Origin of the sequence: Bifidobacterium sp. SO4 (assembly GCF_018555355.1) — a bacterium.
Taxonomy (GTDB): domain Bacteria; phylum Actinomycetota; class Actinomycetes; order Actinomycetales; family Bifidobacteriaceae; genus Bifidobacterium; species Bifidobacterium miconisargentati.
Map to the genome: position 1 here is coordinate 220985 of NZ_JAFEJP010000002.1, position 22762 is coordinate 243746.

General features: G+C 63.5%; 15 protein-coding genes, 1 tRNA gene and 1 pseudogene. 14 read left to right on the top strand and 3 right to left on the bottom strand.

Going from position 1 to position 22762, the window contains the following annotated elements; translation table 11 throughout:
* Positions 1-5 precede the first annotated feature (5 nt).
* From JS536_RS02450 to prmC, 5 genes are all read left to right on the top strand, one after another.
* A complete protein-coding gene (locus JS536_RS02450; protein WP_109057424.1) occupies positions 6-1232 on the top strand; it encodes an ROK family transcriptional regulator in 1227 nt (408 codons plus the stop codon).
* Positions 1233-1399: 167 nt separating this feature from the next.
* Positions 1400-1473 (top strand) — tRNA-Ile (locus tag JS536_RS02455).
* A 115-nt stretch (positions 1474-1588) separates the two neighbouring features.
* Positions 1589-1801, top strand: coding sequence for a 50S ribosomal protein L31 (rpmE, locus tag JS536_RS02460; RefSeq protein WP_109057423.1), 213 nt, complete (start codon positions 1589-1591; stop codon positions 1799-1801).
* A gap of 144 nt (positions 1802-1945) precedes the next feature.
* Complete coding sequence (gene prfA, locus JS536_RS02465) at positions 1946-3034, top strand: peptide chain release factor 1 (protein WP_109057422.1); 1089 nt, start codon at positions 1946-1948, stop codon at positions 3032-3034.
* The gene (prmC, locus tag JS536_RS02470; RefSeq protein WP_214355623.1) at positions 3031-3909 is read left to right on the top strand and encodes a peptide chain release factor N(5)-glutamine methyltransferase; all 879 of its coding nucleotides are present in this window, start codon (positions 3031-3033) and stop codon (positions 3907-3909) included. The genes prfA and prmC overlap by 4 nt, the downstream gene beginning before the upstream one ends.
* 165 nt (positions 3910-4074) lie before the next feature.
* Here prmC and JS536_RS02475 read toward each other — a convergent pair whose 3' ends face one another.
* Entirely contained in the window at positions 4075-4674 is a 600-nt protein-coding gene (locus tag JS536_RS02475) for a sugar O-acetyltransferase (protein WP_214355700.1), read from the bottom strand.
* A gap of 282 nt (positions 4675-4956) precedes the next feature.
* Between JS536_RS02475 and JS536_RS02480 the strand changes: the two genes are divergently transcribed.
* The 7 genes and pseudogenes from JS536_RS02480 to amrS all read left to right on the top strand — a co-directional run bounded on the left by JS536_RS02480 (position 4957) and on the right by amrS (position 14558).
* Positions 4957-5655: an L-threonylcarbamoyladenylate synthase gene (locus tag JS536_RS02480; protein ID WP_214355624.1), complete on the top strand. Its 699-nt coding sequence runs from the start codon at positions 4957-4959 to the stop codon at positions 5653-5655.
* Positions 5652-6782, top strand: a pseudogene (locus JS536_RS02485) (MraY family glycosyltransferase); the annotation flags it as partial. The gene JS536_RS02480 and the pseudogene JS536_RS02485, both read left to right, overlap by 4 nt.
* A 276-nt stretch (positions 6783-7058) precedes the next feature.
* On the top strand, positions 7059-8612 hold the full coding sequence (guaB, locus tag JS536_RS02490; protein ID WP_109057419.1) for an IMP dehydrogenase: 1554 nt from the start codon (positions 7059-7061) through the stop codon (positions 8610-8612).
* 266 nt (positions 8613-8878) lie between these two features.
* Positions 8879-9529 (top strand): oligoribonuclease, encoded by a 651-nt coding sequence (gene orn / locus JS536_RS02495; protein WP_214355625.1) that lies wholly within the window; start codon positions 8879-8881, stop codon positions 9527-9529.
* A 214-nt stretch (positions 9530-9743) separates the two neighbouring features.
* Positions 9744-11150: a PIF1 family DEAD/DEAH box helicase gene (locus tag JS536_RS02500; RefSeq protein WP_214355626.1), complete on the top strand. Its 1407-nt coding sequence runs from the start codon at positions 9744-9746 to the stop codon at positions 11148-11150.
* Positions 11151-11317: 167 nt separating this feature from the next.
* Positions 11318-13357: an AmmeMemoRadiSam system protein B gene (gene amrB / locus JS536_RS11750; RefSeq protein WP_240544206.1), complete on the top strand. Its 2040-nt coding sequence runs from the start codon at positions 11318-11320 to the stop codon at positions 13355-13357.
* Positions 13344-14558 carry an AmmeMemoRadiSam system radical SAM enzyme gene (gene amrS / locus JS536_RS02510; RefSeq protein ID WP_240544207.1) on the top strand — a complete coding sequence of 405 codons (1215 nt, stop codon included), beginning with the start codon at positions 13344-13346 and terminating at the stop codon, positions 14556-14558. Before amrB ends, amrS begins: the two co-directional genes overlap by 14 nt.
* 290 nt (positions 14559-14848) lie before the next feature.
* On the opposite strand, the gene JS536_RS02515 is transcribed toward amrS, so the two are convergent.
* Entirely contained in the window at positions 14849-17236 is a 2388-nt protein-coding gene (locus tag JS536_RS02515; RefSeq protein WP_214355711.1) for a hypothetical protein, read from the bottom strand.
* A 181-nt stretch (positions 17237-17417) separates the two neighbouring features.
* Here JS536_RS02515 and JS536_RS02520 point away from each other — a divergent pair, with 181 nt between their 5' ends.
* Positions 17418-19220, top strand: a complete 1803-nt coding sequence (locus JS536_RS02520) for a proline--tRNA ligase (protein WP_214355627.1) — start codon at positions 17418-17420, stop codon at positions 19218-19220.
* A gap of 394 nt (positions 19221-19614) precedes the next feature.
* Positions 19615-20358: a single-stranded DNA-binding protein gene (locus JS536_RS02525; RefSeq protein WP_214355628.1), complete on the top strand. Its 744-nt coding sequence runs from the start codon at positions 19615-19617 to the stop codon at positions 20356-20358.
* Between the two features lie 147 nt (positions 20359-20505).
* On the opposite strand, the gene JS536_RS02530 is transcribed toward JS536_RS02525, so the two are convergent.
* Positions 20506-22677 (bottom strand): M13-type metalloendopeptidase, encoded by a 2172-nt coding sequence (locus JS536_RS02530; protein ID WP_214355629.1) that lies wholly within the window; start codon positions 22675-22677, stop codon positions 20506-20508.
* Positions 22678-22762 lie beyond the last annotated feature (85 nt).

The window sequence follows — 22762 nt, forward strand, 5'->3', positions numbered from 1 at the left end:
GCGGCATGGCGGGACTACGCAGAATCAATCAGGAAGATTTGCGCAACCATAACCTTTCGGTCACGCTCGACACCCTGCTGCGCGCGCAACGGCCGATGAGCCGTGCGGACCTCGCCAAGGAGACCGGGCTGACCAAGGCCACCATGTCGCTGCTGGCCTCGATGCTGCTGGACGGCGGGGTGATCCAGGAGGACGATCCGGTGGTGCTCACCACCTACGGCCGCCCCAGCACGCCGCTGAAGATCCGCGGCGGTACCATCGCCGGCATCGGACTGCAGATCAACACCGATGGCTATGGCTGTCTGGCGCTCGACCTCAACGGCGACACGCTCGGTCAGGAGTGGGTCAGCGCGGACATGACCGACACGAACCCCTACGAGATCTTCGCCAAACTGGATGCCATGACCTTCCCGTTGGAAAGCCGGCTCAAGCGCCGCGGCTGCAAGGTGGTGGGCTCCGGCCTCGCCCTGCCGGGCATCGTGACTGACGACATGTGGCTGCTCGTGGCCCGCAACCTCGGCTGGGAGAACGTGAACCTGACCCGGTTCAACGTGGTGCGCAGGCTGGACGTGGTGGCCGGCAACGAGGCCAAGATGGCCGCCATCGCCCAGATTCCCGGATACGCCACCGAGCGCGCGGGCTTCCTGAACGTGGTGGACCGCACGGATTCGTTCATCTACCTGTCCACCGACATCGGCATCGGCGGCGCCGTGGTGCGTGACGGCGAGGTGGTGACCGGCTCGCACGGGTTCGCCGGCGAGATCGGTCACATGTCCGTCTCGATGGATGGGCCGCTGTGCCTGTGCGGTCGGCACGGTTGCCTGGAGGCGTTCGCCGGCCGACGCGCGCTGGTGGAGGCGGCCGGCATCGCCGAAAACGAGGAGGCCACCAGTTCCGAAGCCATCGAGAAGTTCCTGCAGCGTTGGCGTTCCGGCGATCCGAAGGTGGCTGCCGTGGTGGACGAGGCGGCCGATGCGCTGGTCTCCGCCATGGCCTCCGCCGTGAACATGGTGGACGTGGATACGGTGCTGCTCGGCGGCCTGTGGACGCACTTCGGCGACGAGCTGGCCACCGTGCTCGAAGGGCGGCTGCGTTCCGAGATCCTAGGCTATCCGAACGTGAAGATCCGCGTGTTCGTGCCGCCGGTGTCCGAGCATCCCTCGCTGTACGGCGCCGCCGAAATGGGCCTGCGTCGGTTCATCGAGAATCCGCTCGCCTACATCGGGCAGTAGCGGACGCATGTCTGGTGCGTACGATGACCGTTGAACCCTGGACCGTACGGTCCGGGGTGCGGGGATTGCCGATGGCCCGCGGATATGCGGGGCGTGTGGTTCCGTGCGGCCCGTGCTACACTGAACAGGTTGGCTTCCGCGGCGCTTCGCGGGTGAAAGGCCAGCGTGGGGCCATAGCTCAGTCGGTTAGAGCATCGGACTCATAATCCGCCGGTCCTGGGTTCAAGCCCCAGTGGCCCCACTTATGCTGTTTTCGGCGCGCCCGTCCGCCCATGCGAGTACAATCCCAAAGGTTCCGGTTCACGCATACCATAGGGGCATGCGACCCGGGTCCCCCGAATCATTAGGAGACGCAAATGAAGCAGGGTATCCATCCTGATTACCACCCCGTTGAGGTGACGTGCTCGTGCGGCAACACCTTCGTGACCCGCACCGCTGGCAAGGAAGATCACATGTTCGTTGACGTGTGCTCTCAGTGCCACCCGTTCTACACCGGCAAGCAGAAGATTCTCGATACCGGTGGCCGCGTTGCTCGCTTCGAGAAGCGCTACGGCAAGAGGAGCAAGTAGCATTCTTCACGCCAGTCCATCTCGGTCCGGCATGCTTCGGCATGTCCGCCGTGGGACTGGCGTTTTTGTATTCTTTTCACCCTTCACCATTCATCACGTATTCCAGTTCAGGTTCCATCCACGGAAAGAAGCGAAAGAAGCGTCATGGCAGACGAACAGTTCCCGGCGGCGGCGACCGCGCTTGAGGAGTATGAATCCATCGAACAACAGATGGCAAGCCCCGAAATCGTGTCCAACCCGGACAAGCTGCGCAAGCTGGGGCGCCGCCATGCCGAACTCGGCGCCATCGTGGGCGCCTACAAGTCCTGGCTGCAGGTGAAGGACGACCTCGAGGCCGCACGCGAGATGGCCGACGAGGACCCCGATTTCGCCGATGAGGCCAAGCGACTGGAGGAGGAGCTGCCGGCCGCCGAGGAGAAGCTGCGCACCGCGCTCATCCCGCGCGACCCGGACGACGCGCGCGACACCATCATGGAGATCAAGGCCGGCACCGGCGGCGAGGAGGCCGCGCTGTTCGCCGGCGACCTGCTGCGCATGTACACCCGGTACGCCGAGAAGCGCGGCTGGACCGTGAACGTGCAGTCCGAGAACACCACCGAGCTTGGCGGCGTCAAGGACGTGCAGATCGCCATCCGCGCCAAGGGCACGCCCGCCCCGGAGGACGGCGTGTGGGCCTCCATGAAGTACGAGGGCGGTGTGCATCGCGTGCAGCGTGTGCCCGTCACCGAATCGCAGGGCCGCATCCAGACCTCCGCCGCCGGCGTGATTGTGTTCCCCGAGGCCGACGAGGACGACGACGAGATCGAGATCGATCCGAAGGACCTCAAGATCGACATCTTCATGAGCTCCGGCCCCGGCGGCCAGTCCGTGAACACCACGTACTCCGCCGTGCGCATGACCCACATCCCCACCGGCATCGTGGTGAGCATGCAGGACGAGAAGTCGCAGATCCAGAACCGCGCGGCCGCCCTGCGCGTGCTCAAGTCCCGACTGCTGGCCATGAAGCATGAGCAGGAGGCCGCCGAGGCCGCTGACATGCGCCACTCGCAGGTCCGTTCGCTGGACCGCTCCGAGCGCATCCGCACGTACAACTTCCCGGAGAACCGCATCGTCGACCATCGCACGAACTACAAGGCCTACAATCTGGACGCCGTGCTCGACGGCGACCTGCAGGCCGTGATCGATTCCGACATCCAGGCCGACGAAGCCGAACGCCTCGCCAACCAGCAATGATCATTTCCGATGTGATTCGTGAGTCGGCGGCGCGACTGCGCGAGGCCGGCATCGAAACGCCCGACCATGATGCGAAGCTGCTGCTGGCCGAAGCGGCTGGTGTGGAGCTGCGTGACGTGGACAAGGCGCTGCTCATGGGAACCGCGCTTGAATATGATGAGGCCCGATTCGGGGCCATGCTGGAGCGCCGTGCCAAGCGCGAGCCGCTGCAATACATCGTGGGTCATGTGCCCTTCCGCTACCTCGATTTGAAGGTTGGTCCGGGCGTGTTCATTCCGCGTCCGGAGACGGAAACCGTGGTACAGGCCGGACTTGACTGGATGACCCGTCACGGGCTCATGCACCCGCGTGTGGTGGATTTGTGCGCCGGTTCGGGCGCCATCGGTCTCGCCGTGGTCACCGAAGTGCCCGGCAGCCAGGTGTGGGCCGTGGAACTGTCGGCCCGCACGGCCGAATGGACCCGCCGGAACCTGGCGGAAACCGCGAAACGATACCCGTCCATCGCCTCCAACTACCAGCTGGAACTGGGCGACGCCACGTCGCTGACCACGCTGGCCCAACTGGACGGCACGGTGGACATGGTCATCACCAATCCGCCGTACGTACCCGAAACGGACGTGCCCGAACAGCCCGAAGTACGCGACTGGGACCCGGAACTGGCCCTGTATGGCGGTTCGGCTGACGGCACGCTGATTCCCGAGCGCATCATCGAACGTGCGTTCCGCCTGCTGAAGCCTGGTGGCGCGCTGGTGATGGAGCACGACGTGACCCAGGGCGGCCGTCTGGTCGCCTATGCCAAGGCCACCGGCTTCGCCACCGCCATGACCGGCCAGGACTGGACCGGTCGCGACCGTTACCTCTTCGCGGAGAAATAGCTTTTTCTGACTCTGTTTGCCAGAATCCGCGGGATCGTTCTGCTGGCTCCCCTCTTTGAGGGGAGCTGTCGAACGAAGTGAGACTGAGGGGAGTAACTCCACATGGAGCTCCCCTCAGTCACCTGCGGTGACAGCTCCCCTCAAGGAGGGGAGCCAGAGGAACGACTACAGCGCGTAATACTGCAGCGCGGAGGCGTCCTTGTCGGTGATTTCGCGAATCGGACGGGCGGGGTTGCCCACGGCCACGGTGTGCGGCGGAATGTCGCGCGTGACCACCGAACCGGCGCCGATCACGCAGCCCTCGCCGATTGTCACGCCGCCGATCACCGTCACGTTACCGCCGAACCAGCAGTTCGGCCCGATCACGATCGGCTTGCCGTACTCGTAGTCGTACATCGAACCGTCCGCGGCCTCGCGCACGTTGCGGTCCTGCCAACGAAGCGGGTGCATCGGCGGCAGAAGCGAGACGTTCGGTCCGAACAGCACATCATCGCCGATGGTGACCGGGCAGCAGTCGAGCACGGTGAAATTGAAGTTGGCGAACACGCGGTCACCGATGGTGGTGTGGCAGCCGTAGTCGAAGAACACCGGGCCCAGAATGTCAAGGTGCTTGCCGTGACCCGGCAGCAGTTCGTCGAGGATGGCGTTGCGGGTGGCGTGGTCGGCGCGCGAGGTGGCATTGAAGCGCGTGCACAGGTCGGCGGACTTGTCGCGCAGGGCGACGAGTTCCGGATCGGCCGGGTTGTACAGGCGGCCGGCGAGCATCTCCTCGTGTTCGCTGGCGCGAGGCGTGCGCAGTTCCACGGGCGGCAGCTCGGCGGCGGGATTGATGGAATCGGAACCGTTGGGTTCGGCTGCATTGGCGGTTGCGGCGGCGATGTCGCTCATGGGAGGTCCTCCATATTATTGCGTAAGGAAACAAAAACCGGGCTCCATTGTAATGACCCGCACCGCATACGGGCCTGCGTCGCTCGCATTTGGTTCGACGATTTGACTTCCATCTCCGGCGACCGTACCCGTCCGGGCGCAATGGTGCAATGATAGATTGTGAATCAACAGGCGAACGGAGGCAAGGGCGTGAGTAGGGGAGCAGCGCTGAAGGTCACGGAGGAATCATTGGCCGAGGCCGCGCGCGTCATACGCGAGGGCGGCCTGGTCGTCATCCCCACGGACACGGTGTACGGCGTGGCGTGCGATCCACGCAACACGGATGCCATCGATCGCATCTACCGGCTCAAGCGTCGCCCGCGCTACAAGGCGCTGCAGGTGCTGCTCGCCTCCGTCGACCAGTTGGACGAGCTCGGACTTGACCTGCCATCCCCGCTGAACCGACTTTCCGCCGCGTTCCTGCCTGGCGCGTTCTCGCCGATCGCCGTGGCCCGTCCGGACTGCACGCTGAAGACGTTGGCCGACACCGCCGACGGTCGTCCCGGCACGCAGGGCATCCGCATCCCGAATTCCGCGCTGGCGTTGCGCATCCTCAAGGCGACCGGTCCGGTCGCGGCCTCCAGCGCCAACCGTTCCGGCGAGGAGAGCGCCCAGAGCGTCGAGGAAGCCATCGCCGCGTTCGGAGATGAAGTCAACCTGTATCTGGACGGCGGCCCCACGCCGGGCCATGTCTCCAGCACCGTGGTGCGCGCCGATCCGTACGGTCGTGACGGCATCGAGATCCTGCGTGAGGGCGTCATCGCCCAAAACGTGATTCGCAAGGCCCTCCACCTCAACGGCGGGGGACTGGGCGCATGAGAATCTATCTTCTGGTGGCCGCCATCGCCGGCGGTGTGACCTGGCTCGTGACCCCGCTGATCCGTCATGTGGCCATCGAAATCGGCGCGGTGGGCGAGGTCCGCGCACGCGACGTGCATACCGTGCCCACCCCGCGCATGGGCGGTCTCGGCATGCTCATCGGCTTCGTGGCGGCGATGGTCTTCGCCAGCCGCCTGCCGTTCCTGTCCGGCCTGTTCGCCGGCAGCTATCAGATGTGGGTGATTCTCGCCGGTGGCGTGATGATCAGCCTGCTCGGCATGGCGGACGACCTGTGGGACCTCGACTGGATGCTCAAACTTGCCGGACAGCTGCTCATCTCCGTGTTCGTGGCATGGGGCGGCCTGCAGATCATATCGCTGCCATTGGGCGGCCAGCTGGTCACCGCAAGCCCCAGCCTGTCCATGGCCATCACGGCGTTCCTCATCGTGGCCTCCATCAATGCGGTCAATTTCGTGGACGGCCTGGATGGTCTGGCCGCGGGCATCGTTGCGATCGGCGGCATCGCGTTCGCCGCGTACTCCTATATCATCGCCCGTTCCTCGCCGAGCTACGCCTCGCTCGCCACACTCATCGACGTGGGCCTCGTGGGCATCTGCGTGGGCTTCATCCTGCATAACTGGCATCCCGCCAAACTGTTCATGGGCGATTCCGGCTCCATGCTGCTCGGCTACCTCATCACCTGCGCCTCCATCGTGATGACCGGTCGCCTTGACCCGGCCTCGATTCACGCCAGCATCTACCTGCCCGTCTTCATGCCGATCCTGCTGCCGATCCTGGTACTGTTCCTGCCCGTGCTGGACATGTGCCTGGCCATCGTGCGACGTTTGGCCAAGGGTCAGTCGCCGATGCATCCGGACCGCATGCACCTGCACCACCGCATGCTCAAGATCGGCCATTCGGTGCGTGCCGCCGTGCTCATCCTGTGGGGTTGGGCGGCGCTCATCGCGTTCGGCTCGCTGATGATCCTGTTCTTCAAGGCACAGCACGTGGCCATCGGCATGACGGTCGCGGTAGTGGTGCTCACCATCGCCACCATGTACCCGTATCTCAAGCACCGCATCCCGGAGATGCGTGCGGAGAACCTGGCGATGGAGGCCGCGCGCAAGAAGGCCCACCACGCCACGGCCGAGTCGGGCCAGCCCACCGGACTCGTGCCGGGGGAGAACGAGGCCGCTCCGAAGGAACCGGATATGCCGAGAGCCGTTGCCGCGTCGGAGTCTGAAACGCTGCCCGAAACCGGCAAGAATGGCGACTGGGAGGCAGCTTACGGAAGCCGGTCTACTCCGACCGGCGTAAGAAGAACCCGGCATAATACCGGATTGCGCGGGGCAGTATAGACCATGCGTGTCGTGAAGGTCAGCGTGTATTCATATAGTGTTTACATGGCTACAAACCTTGATGAATTGAACGCCCAGTCGGCGTACGCCCCCCTTCCCCCGATTTTCGCCAAGCTCGGCCTTGCATATGACGATGTGCTCCTGCTGCCGAACGAGACGGACGTCATCCCCTCCGAAGTGGACACCACCACGCAGCTGACCCGCAAGATCACCATGAAGGCCCCGGTTCTCTCCGCCGCCATGGATACCGTGACGGAGTCCGAGATGGCCATCGCCATGGCCCGCAACGGTGGTATCGGCGTGCTGCACCGCAATCTCTCCATCGATGACCAGGCCGCCCAGGTCGATGTGGTCAAGCGTTCCGAGTCCGGCATGATCACCGACCCGCTGACCGTGAACCCCGAGGTCACCCTGGCCGATCTCGACAAGCTGTGCGGCAAGTTCCACATCTCCGGCCTGCCGGTGGTGGACAAGGAGAACAAGCTCGTCGGCATCATCACCAACCGCGACATGCGCTTCATCGCCTCCGAGGATTACGACACCCTCAAGGTCAAGGACGTCATGACCAAGGACAACCTGGTCACCGGCCCGTCCAACATCTCCAAGGACGACGCCCACCGTCTGCTGGCCCAGCACAAGGTCGAGAAGCTGCCGCTGGTCGATTCCGAAGGCCACCTGACCGGCCTGATCACCGTGAAGGACTTCGTCAAGACCGAGCAGTACCCGGACGCCACCAAGGACGAGCAGGGCCGCCTGCGCGTGGCCGCCGGCGTCGGCTTCCTCGGCGACGCCTGGCAGCGCGCCTCCGCCCTGATGGAGGCCGGCGTGGACGTGCTCGTGGTCGACACCGCCAACGGTGAGGCCCGTCTCGCCCTCGACATGATCTCCCGCCTGAAGCACGACTCCGCCTTCGACGGCGTGCAGATCATCGGCGGCAACGTCGGCACCCGTTCCGGTGCCCAGGCCATGATCGACGCCGGCGCGGACGCCGTCAAGGTCGGCATCGGCCCCGGCTCCATCTGCACCACCCGCGTGGTCGCCGGCGTCGGCGTCCCGCAGCTCACCGCCGTGTACGAAGCCGCCCAGGCCTGCAAGGCCGCCGGTGTGCCGTGCATCGCCGACGGTGGCATCCACTACTCCGGCGACATCGCCAAGGCCCTCGTGGCCGGCGCCTCCTCCGTGATGCTCGGCGGCACGCTCGCCGGCTGCGAGGAAGCCCCGGGCGAGAAGGTGCTCCTGCACGGCAAGCAGTACAAGCTGTACCGTGGCATGGGCTCCCTCGGTGCCATGGCCCCGCGCGGCAAGAAGTCCTACTCCAAGGACCGTTACTTCCAGGCCGACGTCACCTCCAACGACAAGGTCGTGCCGGAAGGTGTGGAAGGCGAGGTTCCGTACCGCGGACCGCTCAACGCCGTGCTCTACCAGATGCTCGGCGGCCTGCACCAGTCCATGTTCTACATCGGCGCCCACAACATCTCCGAGATGAGCGAGAAGGGCCGCTTCATCCGCATCACCGATGCCGGCCTGCGCGAATCTCACCCGCACGACATCGTGATGACCGCCGAGGCCCCGAACTACTCCGGCTTCCACAACAACTGATGCCGGTCACGGCCGGTGATTCACCGACATAGCAGGTGATTCGCCGCGTCCCATACTTGAGGCTCCCTTTCCTCCACGGAAAGGGAGCCTTTGTATTGTATGCGCCGTTCCCTCACTGTGGCTCCCCTGTCTGAGTGGAGCTGGCGGCGAAGCCGACTGAGGGGAGTCTCCCGGAGTGCCACCCAGTTCCTGAGATTCAATGTATTCCCCGCGGTATAGTCTGAACTGTTCTGATTACGAGCGATAGTTACGGAAGGCGGCCCACGATGGTGGATGCACATGACGCGGAAACGTACAGCGCGAAGGACTCGCGCCTGATCTGGATCGATTGCGAGATGACCGGACTCGACATCTTCGGCGGCGACGAGCTGGTCGAGGTGTCCGTGGTGCCCACCGACTTCGACCTCAACGTGCTGGACGAGGGCGTGGACTTCGTCATCAAGCCTTCCGAGGCCGCCGTGGCCCACATGAACGACTTCGTGCGTAACATGCACACCCGTTCCGGCCTCATCAACGAATGGGAGCACGGTCTGAGCCTTGCCGAAGCCGAGCAGAAGGTCACCGAATACGTGCTGCGCTTCACCCCGGACGGCGTCAAGCCGCTGCTCGCCGGCAACACCATCGGCTCGGACAAGAAGTTCCTCGACCACTACATGCCGGGCCTCATGAGCCACCTGCACTACCGCAGCGTGGACGTGAGCACCTTCAAGGAGCTCGCACGCCGCTGGTACCCGGCGGTCTATGAGAACCGCCCGCCGAAGAACGGCGGCCACCGCGCGCTGGCGGACATCATCGAGTCGCTGGACGAGCTGCGCTACTACCGCAAGGCCTTCATGGCCCCGGTGCCCGGCCCGGACGAGGCCGAGGCCAAGGCCATCGCCGCCGACATCGAAGCCACCAGCATCCTCAACAAGTAGTCTGTTTGTGGCTCTGTTCAACCAAGATTGACATGGCTCTTATTCTTGCTGGCTCGCGGAAGCGAGACTGAGGGGTAGCCCAATGGAATTCATGTCAATCTTGGTTTTATAACAGAGCTTTGTTTTTCGTGGCTCCCCTCTCCGCTCCCTCCGAGAGGGGAGTACTCACCACTCAATCGGGCATCGGATATCACGGGAATCGAAAGGAACACCAATGCGCCAAAGCGAGGCCTTGGCCATCCTGAACGCCGGCGCGAACGTGTTCCTGACCGGTGCCCCAGGTGCCGGCAAGACGTACACGCTCAACGAATTCATCCGTCAGGCGCGGGCGGACGGCGCCGAAGTGGCCGTCACCGCGTCCACCGGCATCGCCGCCACGCACATCAACGGCCAGACCATCCATTCGTGGAGCGGCGTGGGTGTGGCCACGAGTCTGACGGCCAACCTGTTGAAACTCATTCGTTCCCGTCGTCGCCGCAAGATTCAGGCCGCGGACATCCTCGTCATCGACGAGGTCTCCATGCTGCACGCCTGGCTGTTCGATATGGTCGATCAGGTCTGCCGGCTGGTCCGTCACGACCCGCGTCCGTTCGGCGGCATCCAAGTGGTATTGTCCGGCGACTTCTTCCAGTTGCCGCCCGTCTCCGTATCCGGTCGCAACAACGACCTGATTGCCCCGACCCCGGAATTCGTGGCCGCACGCGAACGCTATGCCAAGGCCGGACGCAATCCGGAAGGTTTCGTCACCGAATCACTGGTGTGGGACGAACTCAATCCCGCCGTCTGCTACCTGACCGAACAACACCGTCAGGACACCGGCGACCTGCTCACCGTACTCACCGACATCCGCGCCGGCGGCGTGACCCAGCACGACCGCGAGGTGCTGCTGACCCGACTGGGGCGGATGCCCGAACCCGGTCAAGTGGCCGTTCACCTGTTCCCCGTCAACCGGCAGGCCGACGGGCTCAACGATATGAGACTGGCCCAGATCGCGCTTGACGAGCATGAGTTCCACGCCGAAACCGCAGGGCCTGCCAATCTGGTGGACCGACTCAGGAAGAACATGCTCGCCCCGGAACGATTGGTGCTCAAGACCGGTGCGGCGGTGATGGCGCTGCGCAATGATTCCGACCATCAGTTCGTCAACGGCTCGCTTGGCACCGTGCGCGGGTTTGCGCCCGAAGCCAAGGGTGGCTGGCCCATCGTGGAGTTCGAGAATGGCAATATCGTCACGATGAAACCGGCCGACTGGGAGATGATGGACGGCGACACCGTGCTCGCCTCCGTGCGGCAGGTGCCGTTGCGGTGCGCGTGGGCCATCACCATCCACAAGTCGCAGGGCATGACGCTCGACCGTGCGGTGATGGACCTGCGACGCACCTTCGCGCCCGGCATGGGCTATGTGGCGCTCTCCCGCGTGGAATCGCTGGATGGACTGTATCTGGCCGGTGGCAACGAACGCATGTTCCTGGTCTCGCCGGACGCCGTGATGCTCGACGGAGACCTGCGCGAGGCCTCGGCCGCCGCTTCCGACCAACTGGCCGCGGACGGAGCCGCCGCCTTCAAGCCCACCGGCCTTGCCGCCGGCGACGACGAATTCGATCAGGACGCCCTTTTCTGAATCGGGTTTTGCGCTGGTGCCCCAATATTGATGTGGGCTAACTTTCGGCTCCCCCTGTCCGCTGAGCTATCGGGCGAAGCCGACTGAAGGGTAGCTCAGGTTATGCCAATTGTGATGTAATGAAGCATCTGATGCCATCGGACTACCATGGAGGTGAGGTGGTCGTTATGGTGCATTCCGATATCTTCCACGGGAACAACGGGGTTCATGAACCGCTCGAAACCGGCGCTGCAGGTCCGGTTGCGGTGCGTCCGGCGGCGGTGGCCGGCTCGTTCTACCCGGCCGACCAGGTGACGTTGAAGCAGCTCGTCAACCGGCATCTTGATTATGGGCGTGCGTTGATACGGCAGTTGGCGTCGCGGCTTCCGGCGGGCGCGCCAAAAGCGGTGATCGTACCGCACGCGGGATACGTGTATTCTGGCACCACGGCGGCGCTTGCCTACGCATTGCTGGAGCGTGGCCGCGGCATGGTGAAGCGCGCGGTGATCGTGGGGCCGACCCATCGCGTGGCGGTCCGCGGCGTGGCCTGCTCCACGTGGGATGCGTTCGAGACGCCGCTGGGTGCGGCTCGCGTGGATACCGCGGCTGAGCGTCGGGCGTTGGGAATGGGCGCGGTCGATACCACCGATGCCACGGGGTCGACTGATGTTTCACAAGGCGTTTCACGTAATGTTTCACGAGGTGTTTCACGGAATGGTCTGCGCTCCGGCATGCGTGCCCGGCCGGGTGCTCCCGCTCCCGCACTGATCGTCAACGACCCCACGCATGCCCAGGAACATGCGGTGGAGGTGCAGATTCCGTTCCTGCAGACCATCTTCGGCCCGGACCTTGAAATCGTTCCGCTCAATGCGGGCGACGCCACCCCCGAGGAAGTCGGCGACGTGTTGCGTGCCCTGTGGGGTGATTCCGAAACCGTCATCGTCATCAGTTCCGACCTCTCGCACTACCATCCTCAGGCCTACGCCCGCGCATTGGATGACCAGACCATCGAGGACATCCTCGCGCTGCGCAAGCCCATCCATCCACGCCGTGCCTGCGGGGCCTATCCGATCAACGGGCTCTTGGATGTGCTGACCGAACGCCATGACATGCATCTGTTCAAGCTTGGCTGCTCCACTTCGGGAGATGATGGCGTGGTGGCGCTCGCCGGGCAGCCGCGTCCGGCCATGCGCGACCCCGATGAGCCGGTGGTCGGGTATGCTTCGTTCGCCGCGTGGGAGGACGGCCGGAACGATGGTGCATCGGATGATGCTGTGCCGGATGAAGCTGGTCATGATTGCACCGATCGTCATGATGGCGCCGATATCCACGGCGGGTTCGGTGTCACTGGCAGCGCTGATGCCATTGATGGTGCGGATCGCGGCTCTCAAGATTCTGGTACTGACACGAGTCCAGCGGATAGTGAACGCGGCGACGTGTTGTTGGCGCTTGCCCGTGCCGCCATCCAAGAGCGATTGGGTATCGACACGGATACGCGACGGCCTACTGTCTCCGATACCAGTGTTGGTGTCAATGCTGACGTCGATCCCGTTACCGATATTTCCAAATCAGACGCTGGCCCGACTGGGGCAATCGAATCGTCGGTGAGCGACATCATCGCGGCCCATCCTTGGCTGTGGCAGTCGGGTGCGAGCTTTGTGACCCTTACCGAATACGGCCGACTGCGTGGATGCATCGGCTCGTTGGTGGCCTACCGCTCGTTGGGACGCGACGTTGCGGAGCATGCCGTGGACGCGGCGGTTCATGACCCTCGCTTTAACCCGGTCACGGTGGCCGAATACCCGCTGCTCAGCGTGGAAGTCTCGGTATTGGGCGAGCCGGAACCTGTTGTCGTGACGGCGGATGACGAAATATCAGCGGACGGGAAGGACGAGAGGGAAGCGAAGCAGGGTTATCGGCATGCTTTGGCTGACGGGAGCCGCCCCGCAACCACGAATGTAAGCCGGGAGCCGAGGCATTCAGACAGGCCAGTGCGGTCTCGTGCCGAACTTGAATCGGCATTGCGCCCTGGCCGGGATGGGCTGATCATCTCCGACCAGGGCGGTCGGAGTGCCACATTCCTGCCGCAGGTCTGGGAACAGCTTCCTGATCCGCACGATTTTGTCGCCCATCTGCTGGCCAAGGCCGGTATCAGACCCGGATACGACTGGTCCGATGGCGAGATCGACTGCCAGCGCTACGAGGTGACTGCCTATGCCGAGGAATGATGTGGGCGTCCGCGTCTCTGACACCGTAAACCGTTTTACCGGGACTCAGACCACGCTCCGTAACCCGGTTGATGCGGATGCGGCGGGGAAAATCGACGGTCTTCCCCGTGCCGCGATTCCCTCGGATTCGGGAGACGATAAGTCAAATCCCGCAATCGGCCGGTGGCAGACGCGCTTTGACGACGGCTCCGGCCGCGCACGCTGCGAACTGTGCCCGCGCCGGTGCGTGCTCAAGCCCGGACAGCGTGGCTTCTGTTTCGTGCGGTCGAACCATGACGGTGTCATCATGTCCGATACCTATGGCCGCAGTTCCGGCTTCGCCGTAGACCCGGTGGAAAAGAAGCCGCTCAATCATTTCCATCCCGGCTCCAGCGTACTGAGCTTCGGCACGGCCGGATGCAATTCCGGCTGCCGGTTCTGCCAGAACTGGGACATCGCCAAGGCACGCAGCTTCGATCGGCTTGGCGTGGAGGCGAGTCCGGAGAAAATCGCGCAGGTGGCGGCGGACCGCGGCATCGACTCGGTGGCGTTCACCTACAACGATCCGATCGTGTTCGTCGAATACGCCATCGATACGGCCGTCGCTTGCCGCGAGCGCGGTATTCACCCGATTGCCGTGACCGCCGGATATATGAGCGCGATCGCACGTTCCGACTTCTATGCGGTCATGGATGCGGCGAACATCGATCTCAAGGGCTTCACCGAGGATTTCTATTGGAAAGTCACTGGCACGCATCTTCAGGATGTGCTGGACACCATCGAATACGCAGTCAACGAGGCCCGCACCCCGAGCGGCGAGCATGTGTGGGTGGAGCTCACCACCCTGCTTATCCCCGGCCTCAATGACGACGATGACCAACTCCATGCCGAATGCGCGTGGATTCGCGAGCATCTGGGACCGGACGTGCCGTTGCACTTCAGCGCCTTCCACCCCAGCTATCGGATGATGGACGTGCCGCCCACCCCGCATGAGACCTTGACCCGTGCTCGTGCAATCGCGCTCAGTGAGGGGTTGCATTATGTCTATACCGGCAACGTCCACGACCGGGAAGGGGACACCACCTACTGTCCGAACCCGTCATGCCATGCGAAACTCATCGAACGTGACTGGTATCGCATCATCGCAGACCGTCTGTCTTCGGCAAACGGCGGCAACGGTCGCTGCCCCGACTGCGGCACCCTCATCGCCGGCCGCTGGTGATGTTTTGTATGCGGAATTATTCCTTGTCGGGATAGTTCCGCATACGTTATGGTTCTGTTAAACCAAGATTGACATGCCCCTTATTCTCGGCTCCCCTTGTTAGGGGAGCTGTCGGCGAAGCCGGCTGAGGGGTAGTCCGATGGAATTCATGTCAATCTTGGTTTAACAGAGCCTACGTTATTGGGCGGGATGTGCATTCGCATAAAAGGCGCTTTTGATGCGACTGCTTCCGGTTCGGCTGTCGCAATGTGCTTTTCGCACAGTTGAATCGAATGGTCGGTTTATAGGTGCTAGCGTAGGTCGCTGATGCGGGCGGCGATGGTGCGCATGGATTTGAGACTGGCCTCATATCGGGCTGCGGTCACGATGAGGATGATGCCGCCGATGAGTAGCCATACCCACCAGTAATGGCGTGAAAATTCCGCAAGCCATGGCCAGATCACCGTGAGGATGTGAATGGTCAGCACCACTGCGCCGTATATCAGCGGTGCCTGCAATCCCAGCAGTGCGCCCAGCAGCAGCGTGACGAGCGAGATGGTGAGCAGCGCAAGCATACGCGGGAAATTGACCGGTTCCAGCTGGCTTGCCAGCAATGAGGGAACCATGAGTAGCGTCAGAGGAGCCCAGAGCACAGGCCAGCTTCGTGCCTGCGCGTTGACATGCAGCCGGTATGCCCCCACAATCAGCGCCGCCGAACCTGTGATGATGGCGATGACGTCGACCGAAATATACGGATGATGGTCCGCAAGCGTCCAAAGCATCAATACCACAGCGGTGAAAATCGCGAAACAGTATGCGAACAGAGCTGAAGCGTAGATATATCTGTGTTGATACGTGGATGGTGCGTTCTGCGGATGCGGGACTTGTACATGGGAGGCCGATTGAGGCCTGAGCTCAATGGTTGAAATCGGTATGGGCGCATTGACCTTGGAAATTGCTTCTTCGGGTTCGCCCGATTGCGGCTTGGTGGCGAGCACGCCGGTTGCGGTGCAGACCGCCAGCATGAGTACGAACGCCGTCATTGCGGTGATGAACGCGGGAATATCCCTGCGATCGAATTCGCTGAACGTCAGGACCATCAACAGGAACGCGCCGATGATGCTTGCTGTGGTGCGGGCCGGCTCGCCGATCCGCCTGAACCCGCCGGAACGCGGCAACAGACAGCCTGCGGCCATGGCGACGGCCGATACCAACACCGTGGCTAGATAGGCGCACATGCGGGCGAGGTCCTGATTCGCCATTACCATCTCAAGGCCGCGGCTCAGCGGCACGGACACCGAAGCGCACGTCCATACGAGTCCCGCGGTCGGTATGGCACAGAGCAGCGGATGCACGGTTTTGCCGGTATGGGCCAAAACCCGCACATGCAGAGTCACCAGTATCGCTGCCCATGCCGCGGGGATAAGAGCGCAGAGCGAAGCCGCCAGCGGGAACGGTTCGGCCGATGACATTACGGTATACATGATGAAGGATATGGGCGCCAGCAAAGCCATTGACGTAATAGCCGAGGCAACCCATTCAAAATCGGCGTGACGGGATAGTTTGCTCGGCTTCAGGAACGCCGCGTTCAGTGCCATGACCAACGCGCCTGCGGCCACAGCCACGGTATCGCGCAACTCAGAATCCACCACGGGCAAATCAGTCATGAGCAGGATCAGCGCAAACGGCAATGAGAAGGTTGCATACAACGTATAGGCGCGCAATGGCAAGACCGGCTGCGCAGCGGAACCCGGCACAGCAGAGCCCTGCACGGGATTACTCTGCGTAGAGAGGGCCGGCGCGCTGGATTCCGATGTAGGGGAATGCTGCGTGGAGACATTCCGAACCGAAGGATTCTGTGCCGGGGAACCAGCGGGAACGGAAACCGATTGGATCGTTTGGGAGCTGGAATCGGCCTTGCTGATGGGCATATGGGAAGGTATGCGGATGAACCGCAACCCCAAAGCGAACGCGGTGACCAGCACGATGATCAGGCCGCTCGCGGTACCCTGCGGCACATGCAACGCCACCGCGGGAATATGGCCGATAAGCACGGCATCAATGGTCAGCGCCGCGAGTCCTGCCCACGCGAGTCCTTCGGCGGTGGCCCGCAGTCGCGGGGTCAATGCCACGCCGATGCCCAGCGACAACAAGCCGATACATCCGATGGCCGCGGCTCGTCCGATATCGCCCAAAGTGCTGTATGCCACCAGAGCGAACGCGAGCACCGCAATGGTCACCAGCGCCACGCCCAGAATCAGCAGCAGAATCTGCACGCTGGAATGACGAGGCCGTTCCGGTTCCGGTTGCGCGGAAGGCAAGATTATGGGCACGCCCAAGCCATTGGTGAATGGCGGATACTGCTCTTCCTGGCCTATGGTATGCGTCATCATCGGCGCGCCGGTCGTGGCCGAATACGGTGAAAACGAGCCCGCCTGCGCGAAATTCGGCGGTTGCGGGGTATCGGAATACGACGGATATGGTTGGCCCGGCATTACGGGCGGTACGGTCTGTGAAATCTGCCGCTCGCGCGGTTCAGGATGAAACGGTGATTCGGCAGTCGTCGTTGACTGCGATTGGATGAATGCGTTGCTTGTCGTCGGTGTTTGGGTCCCGGCGGCGGGAGGTGATGCCGGCGGAACCTGTCGTTCGGAATCGTCTGGTGTGCGATGCTCCTGCGGATTGGTCGGCTGCGTCATCGGTGCCCCCTCACGGTAAATCTATCCCCCTCATCATTGTCGCATGCACGCAGACGAAAACCAAGCTAATGTCAAGTGCGCACTGGTATCCGGAGACAACCAGCCATAGACAAAATCGGCATGGGTGAGATGATTCGGGGCCGCTTCTTCATTGTCGGTTCACACGAATATCTTGGAACACATGACTTCCAATACCCTTCGTATGTCAACCCTGTTCCTGCGCACCCTGCGCGAAGACCCGGCGGACGCGGACGTCGATTCCGCCAAGCTCCTGCAGCGCGCCGGTTACATCCGCAAGGCCGCCCCCGGCATCTGGACGTGGCTGCCGCTCGGCCTGCGCGTGCTCAACAAGATCGAGGCCATCATCCGCGAGGAGATGAACGGCATCGGCGCTCAGGAAGTGCACTTCCCGGCCCTGCTGCCGCGCGAGCCCTACGAGGCCACCCACCGCTGGGAGGAGTACGGCGACAACATCTTCCGCCTCAAGGACCGTCACCAGGCCGACTACCTGCTGGCCCCCACCCACGAGGAGATGTTCACCCTCCTGGTCAAGGACATGTACTCGTCCTACAAGGACCTGCCGGTCGTCCTCTACCAGATCCAGACCAAGTACCGCGATGAGTTCCGCCCGCGCGCCGGCCTGATCCGCGGCCGCGAGTTCGTGATGAAGGACGCTTACTCGTTCAACGTGGACGAGGAAGGTATGCGCAAGGCGTACATGGATGAGCGCGGCGCCTACGAGCGTGTGTTCCAGCGCATCGGCCTCAAGTACGTGCCGGTGTTCGCCATGTCCGGCCCGATGGGCGGCTCCGCGTCCGAGGAGTTCCTCGCGCCGATGCCGATCGGCGAGGACACCTTCGCGCTCGCCCCCTCCGGCAAGGCCTGGAACGTCGAGGCCCTGCACACGCCGGAGCTGCCGGAGATCGATGCTTCCAACACCCCGGCCGCCACCAAGGAGAGCACGCCGGACGCCAAGACCATCGACAAGATGATCGAGCGCGCCAACGCTGATCACCTGCGTGCGGACGGCCGCGAGTGGGCCGCTTCGGACATCCTCAAGAACGTGGTCATCGCCGTCAAGCACCCGGAGGACTCGGAGCACGACGAGCCGTGGCGCGAGCTGATTGTTGTCGGCGTGCCGGGCGACCGCACGGTCGATATGAAGCGTCTCGAGGCGCAGTTCGCGCCGTCCGAGCTCGAAGAGGCCACCGAAGAGGATCTCAAGAAGCATCCCGAGCTGGTGCCGGGCTACATCGGCCCGATGGTGCTTGGCCCGCAGGCCGAGGCCGCCGGCGTCAAGGAACCGCTGCGCTACTTCGTGGACGCGCACGTCGTCAAGGGTTCCGCATGGTTCACCGGTGCCGACGAGCACGAGGTCGACTATTACAACCTCGTCTACGGCCGTGATTTCAAGGCCGACGGCGTGGTGGAGGCCGTCGAGGTCCGCCACGGCGACATGAGCCCGGACGGCTCCGGCCCGCTGAGCTTCGAGCGCGGCGTGGAGATCGGCCAGGTCTTCCAGCTGGGTCTCAAGTACTCCAAGGCCCTGGATCTCAAGGTCCTCGACCAGAACGGCAAGGCCGTGCCGGTGTGGATGGGCTGCTACGGTATCGGCGTGTCCCGCGTGCTTGCATGCGTCGCCGAAACGCATCACGACGAGGCCGGCTTGGCATGGCCGTCCGTGATCGCGCCGGCCCAGGTGCATGTGGTGGCCACCGGTAAGGACGAGAAGGCCTTCGAGGGTGCCGAGAAGCTGGTCGAGGCGCTGGAGGCCAAGGGCGTCGAGGTGCTGTACGACGACCGCAAGAAGGTCTCCCCGGGCGTGAAGTTCAAGGACGCCGAGCTCATCGGTGTGCCGACCATCGCCGTGGTGGGCCGCGACTTCGTCAACGACGGCACGATCGAGATTCGTGACCGCAACGGCGATAATAAGGTCGCCGTGCCCGCCGATCAGGCCGTGGAGACGTTGCTTGAGCGTCTGTGATTGAGACCTGAGTAGCTGCACAAGCGCCATCCTGCATCTGTGGGATGGCGCTTTTTGCTGTTCTTGGCTCCCCTCCCTGAGGGGAGCTGTCGTCGTTAGACGACTGAGGGGAGTGCCACGAGTAATGCTCCCCTCAGTCAGCTTCGCTGACAGCTCCCCTCAGGGAGGGGAGCCAGAACAAATGCAAAGACTGTTTACCTAACGGTGGATAATCGAAATCCGTCCACAGAGGTCAAGAACCCAACTGCGTCACGGTATCCACATTCGTCGGTTGGGCTTGTCCCGACCGATTCAGGTCCAGCACAGTGGAGAATACCGCCGGCTGATCTGCCCGCAAGGACGCGCAGGCAACCCCGGCGGTCCATCCATGGCAATGCGAATGAAAGGACCGATCATGGCAAATCAGCAGGCGGCGGTGACCATCACGGGCTTCGTGGCGGGCGACCCGATGATGGGCGGTACGGACAGCTTCCCCGTACTGAATTTCCGCATGGGCAGTACGCGAAGTCGTTTCAACCAGAACACCCGTCAATGGGAGGAATATGGCACCGCATGGATTGCGGTCAAGGCCTTCCGGGTGCTGGCCCAGAACACCCAGCGATCGGTGCGGCGAGGCGACCGGGTCATCGTGGTGGGAGTGCTCAACACTGAGCAATGGTCCACGCCGACCGGTGAGCTGCGCAGCCGTACCGTCATTGAGGCCACAAACATCGGCCATGATCTGACGTTCGGCACCACCGCACTGACCAAGGTGTCGCGCGGCGGAGGCAACGTCGTCAATGGCAATGGTGCGAACGGGCCCAACGGTGTTGCCGGTGCGGGCAATGGAGCCGGAACCGGTGCCCAGCTCGCGCAGGGGGAGCAGGCGCAGTTCCAGCGAGCGGGAAATCCGCAACAAGGATATGATGTCGCCAATGGTCCCGGCATCGACCCGTATCAGGCCACGGGAGGTGAGGTGGTGCCGCGGCAGGCGCAGCCGGTTGATTTGGGAGTTGCCGACCAGTCGACAGAAAGCCAATCCGCAAGCCAGTCACTGCAACAGACCGGCCAGCAAGTACCGCAGACGGATTCGCCGGCGGAAGGACAGCCGTATAACGGCGAATTTGACGAGGAAGTCGAAGACGACGTTCCGTTCTAGATGAAGTACTAGCTTGGCTCCCCTCTCTGAGGGGAGCTGTCAGCGCAGCTGACTGAGGGGAGCGCTACTCGTGGTACTCCCCTCAGTCGTCTAACGACGACAGCTCCCCTCAGAGAGGGGAGCCAAGGCAAGAAGTCACGGCCGGAGTCACCAGATGCGCACGCGGGCGTCGGGGGCGAGCCACATGGCGTCGCCTTCGGTCACGCCGAACGCATCGTAGAAGAGATCCACGTTGCGGGCGATGCCGTTGGTGCGGAACTCGGCGGGGGAGTGCGGGTCGATCTGCAGGTACTGCTCGGCCAGCTCGTCGCGGTTCTTGGTGCGCCAGATGGAGGCGTAGCTCAGGAAGAAGCGCTGCAGGCCGGTGAAGCCGTCCATCTCCGGGGCGGTGCCGAGCAGAGCCTTGATGGCGGCCGGGGAGCCGTCCTCGTCGCCGTTGCCGGCAATCGCGCCGGATGCCTTGCCCAGCGCGAACGCATACGCCTTCAGGGCGATGTTCACGCCGCCCAGGTCGCCGATGTTCTCGCCGATGGTCAGCGCGCCGTTGACGTGCGGGGCTTTGTCCGGCTCATCCGCGTACTTCTCGGCCAGCTGCTGCGGCACGAAGCCGTTGTATTGCTCGATGAGCGCCTTGGTACGATCCTCGAAGTTCTTGCGGTCCTCGTCCGTCCACCAGTTGTTGAGCCTGCCGTCGCCGTCGTACTGGGAGCCTTGGTCGTCGAAGCCGTGACCGATCTCATGGCCGATCACCGCGCCGATGCCGCCGTAGTTGGCCGCGTCCTCGGCATCGGGATCGAAGAACGGGGGCTGCAGGATGGCCGCCGGGAACACGATGACGTTCATGCTCGGCTCGTAGTAGGCGTTCACCGTCTGCGGGTTCATCAGCCATTCGTCCTTGTCGGCCGGCTTGCCCACCTTGGTCAGCTGGTAGCCGGTCTCGTACAGGTTCGCGGCCTTGGCGTTTTCGGCGAGCAGGGCGTCCGGGGAGACGTCCAGCGCCGAGTAGTCGCGCCAGTGGTTGGTGTATCCGATCTTCGGCGTGAACTTGGAGAGCTTCTCCAGGGCCTTGGCGCGCGTATCGGCACCGAGCCAGTCGGAGTTGGCGATGGAGACGCGGTAGGCGTCGATGAGGTTGGCCACCAGCTGCTCCATGCGCTGCTTCGCGCTCTCCGGGAAGTGACGACGCACGTACTCGCGGCCCACGTCCTCGCCGCATACGCCGTTGACCAGGCTCACCGCGCGCTTCCAACGGTCGCGCTGCTTCTTGGCGCCGGAGAGTACCCTGCCGAAGAAGTCGAAGTTGGTGGTGTCAAACGCACGCGACAGCATGCTCGCGGAGCCCACGATCATGTGCACACGGGCCCACAGCTTGAGATCAGCCAGGTCGGCCTCGTCCCAGAACTTGTCGAGTCCGCTCAGGAAGCTCGGCTCGTGCACGATGGTGCGGGCGAAGACGGCCTTGAAATCGATGGGCTGCGCCTTGGCGGCCTCGGTGGCGTCATAGGCGGACTGCCATGCCTCGATCCAGGAGTTCAGGTCGAAATGCTGCAGCGTGGCGGCCAGATCGGTGAAATCGGTGGGGTTGTAGGTTTTCACGGAGTCGCGGGTGGCCACGTTGTCCCAGTGGTTGGCGGCGATGCGGGTCTCCACGTCGAGGAAGTGACGGGCCATGGCGAGGGCGGCCTCGCTCGGCACCACGGTCGGGGCGGCGGCGATATCGACGGAATCGGAATCGTCGGCGTCATCGGTTTCGGCGGCCGGCGCGTACCCGGCGTTCACCAGCTGGGTGGCCACCATCGTCACGTACGCCTCGCGCACGGGGGCGTAGTGGTCCTCACGGTAGTAGGCCTCGTCCGGCAGCATCAGGCCGGACTGCTCGATGTGGGTGATGTTGAGGTCCGGATTGCCCGGGTCGCCGTAGATGGCCAGGCCGAACAGGTCCGGGCCGCCGGCGGGGTTGATGGTGCCGAGCACCCGGGTCAGGGCGGGCTTGTCGATGGCGGAGTCGATGAGGTCGAGTTCGTCTCGGATCGGCTTCAGTCCGGCGGCCTCGATGGCGTCGGTGTTGAGGAAGGAGCGGTAGAGGGCCTGCGACTTGGCGGCGGGGCAGTCCTCGTCCTCGAGGATTTCGCGCACCTGATTCTCGGCGTCCTCGGCGAGTTTGTCGAAGGAGCCGTAGCGCGAACGGTCATCCGGCAGGCGGTAGGTGTCGATCCAGGGGCCGTTGACGTAGCGGAACAGGTCGTTGTTCGGCTTGATGGTGGAGGAGAACGAGGACGGGTCGATGCCCGACTTCAGCGTTTCGGTTTCGTTGGTCATGCCCCCAGCCTAATCGGCGTGGGGGAGAAGCACTGGCTGTCGTCTTGGCTGTGGGCTGATTGCCTGTGATGGGCGTGGCTGTTAC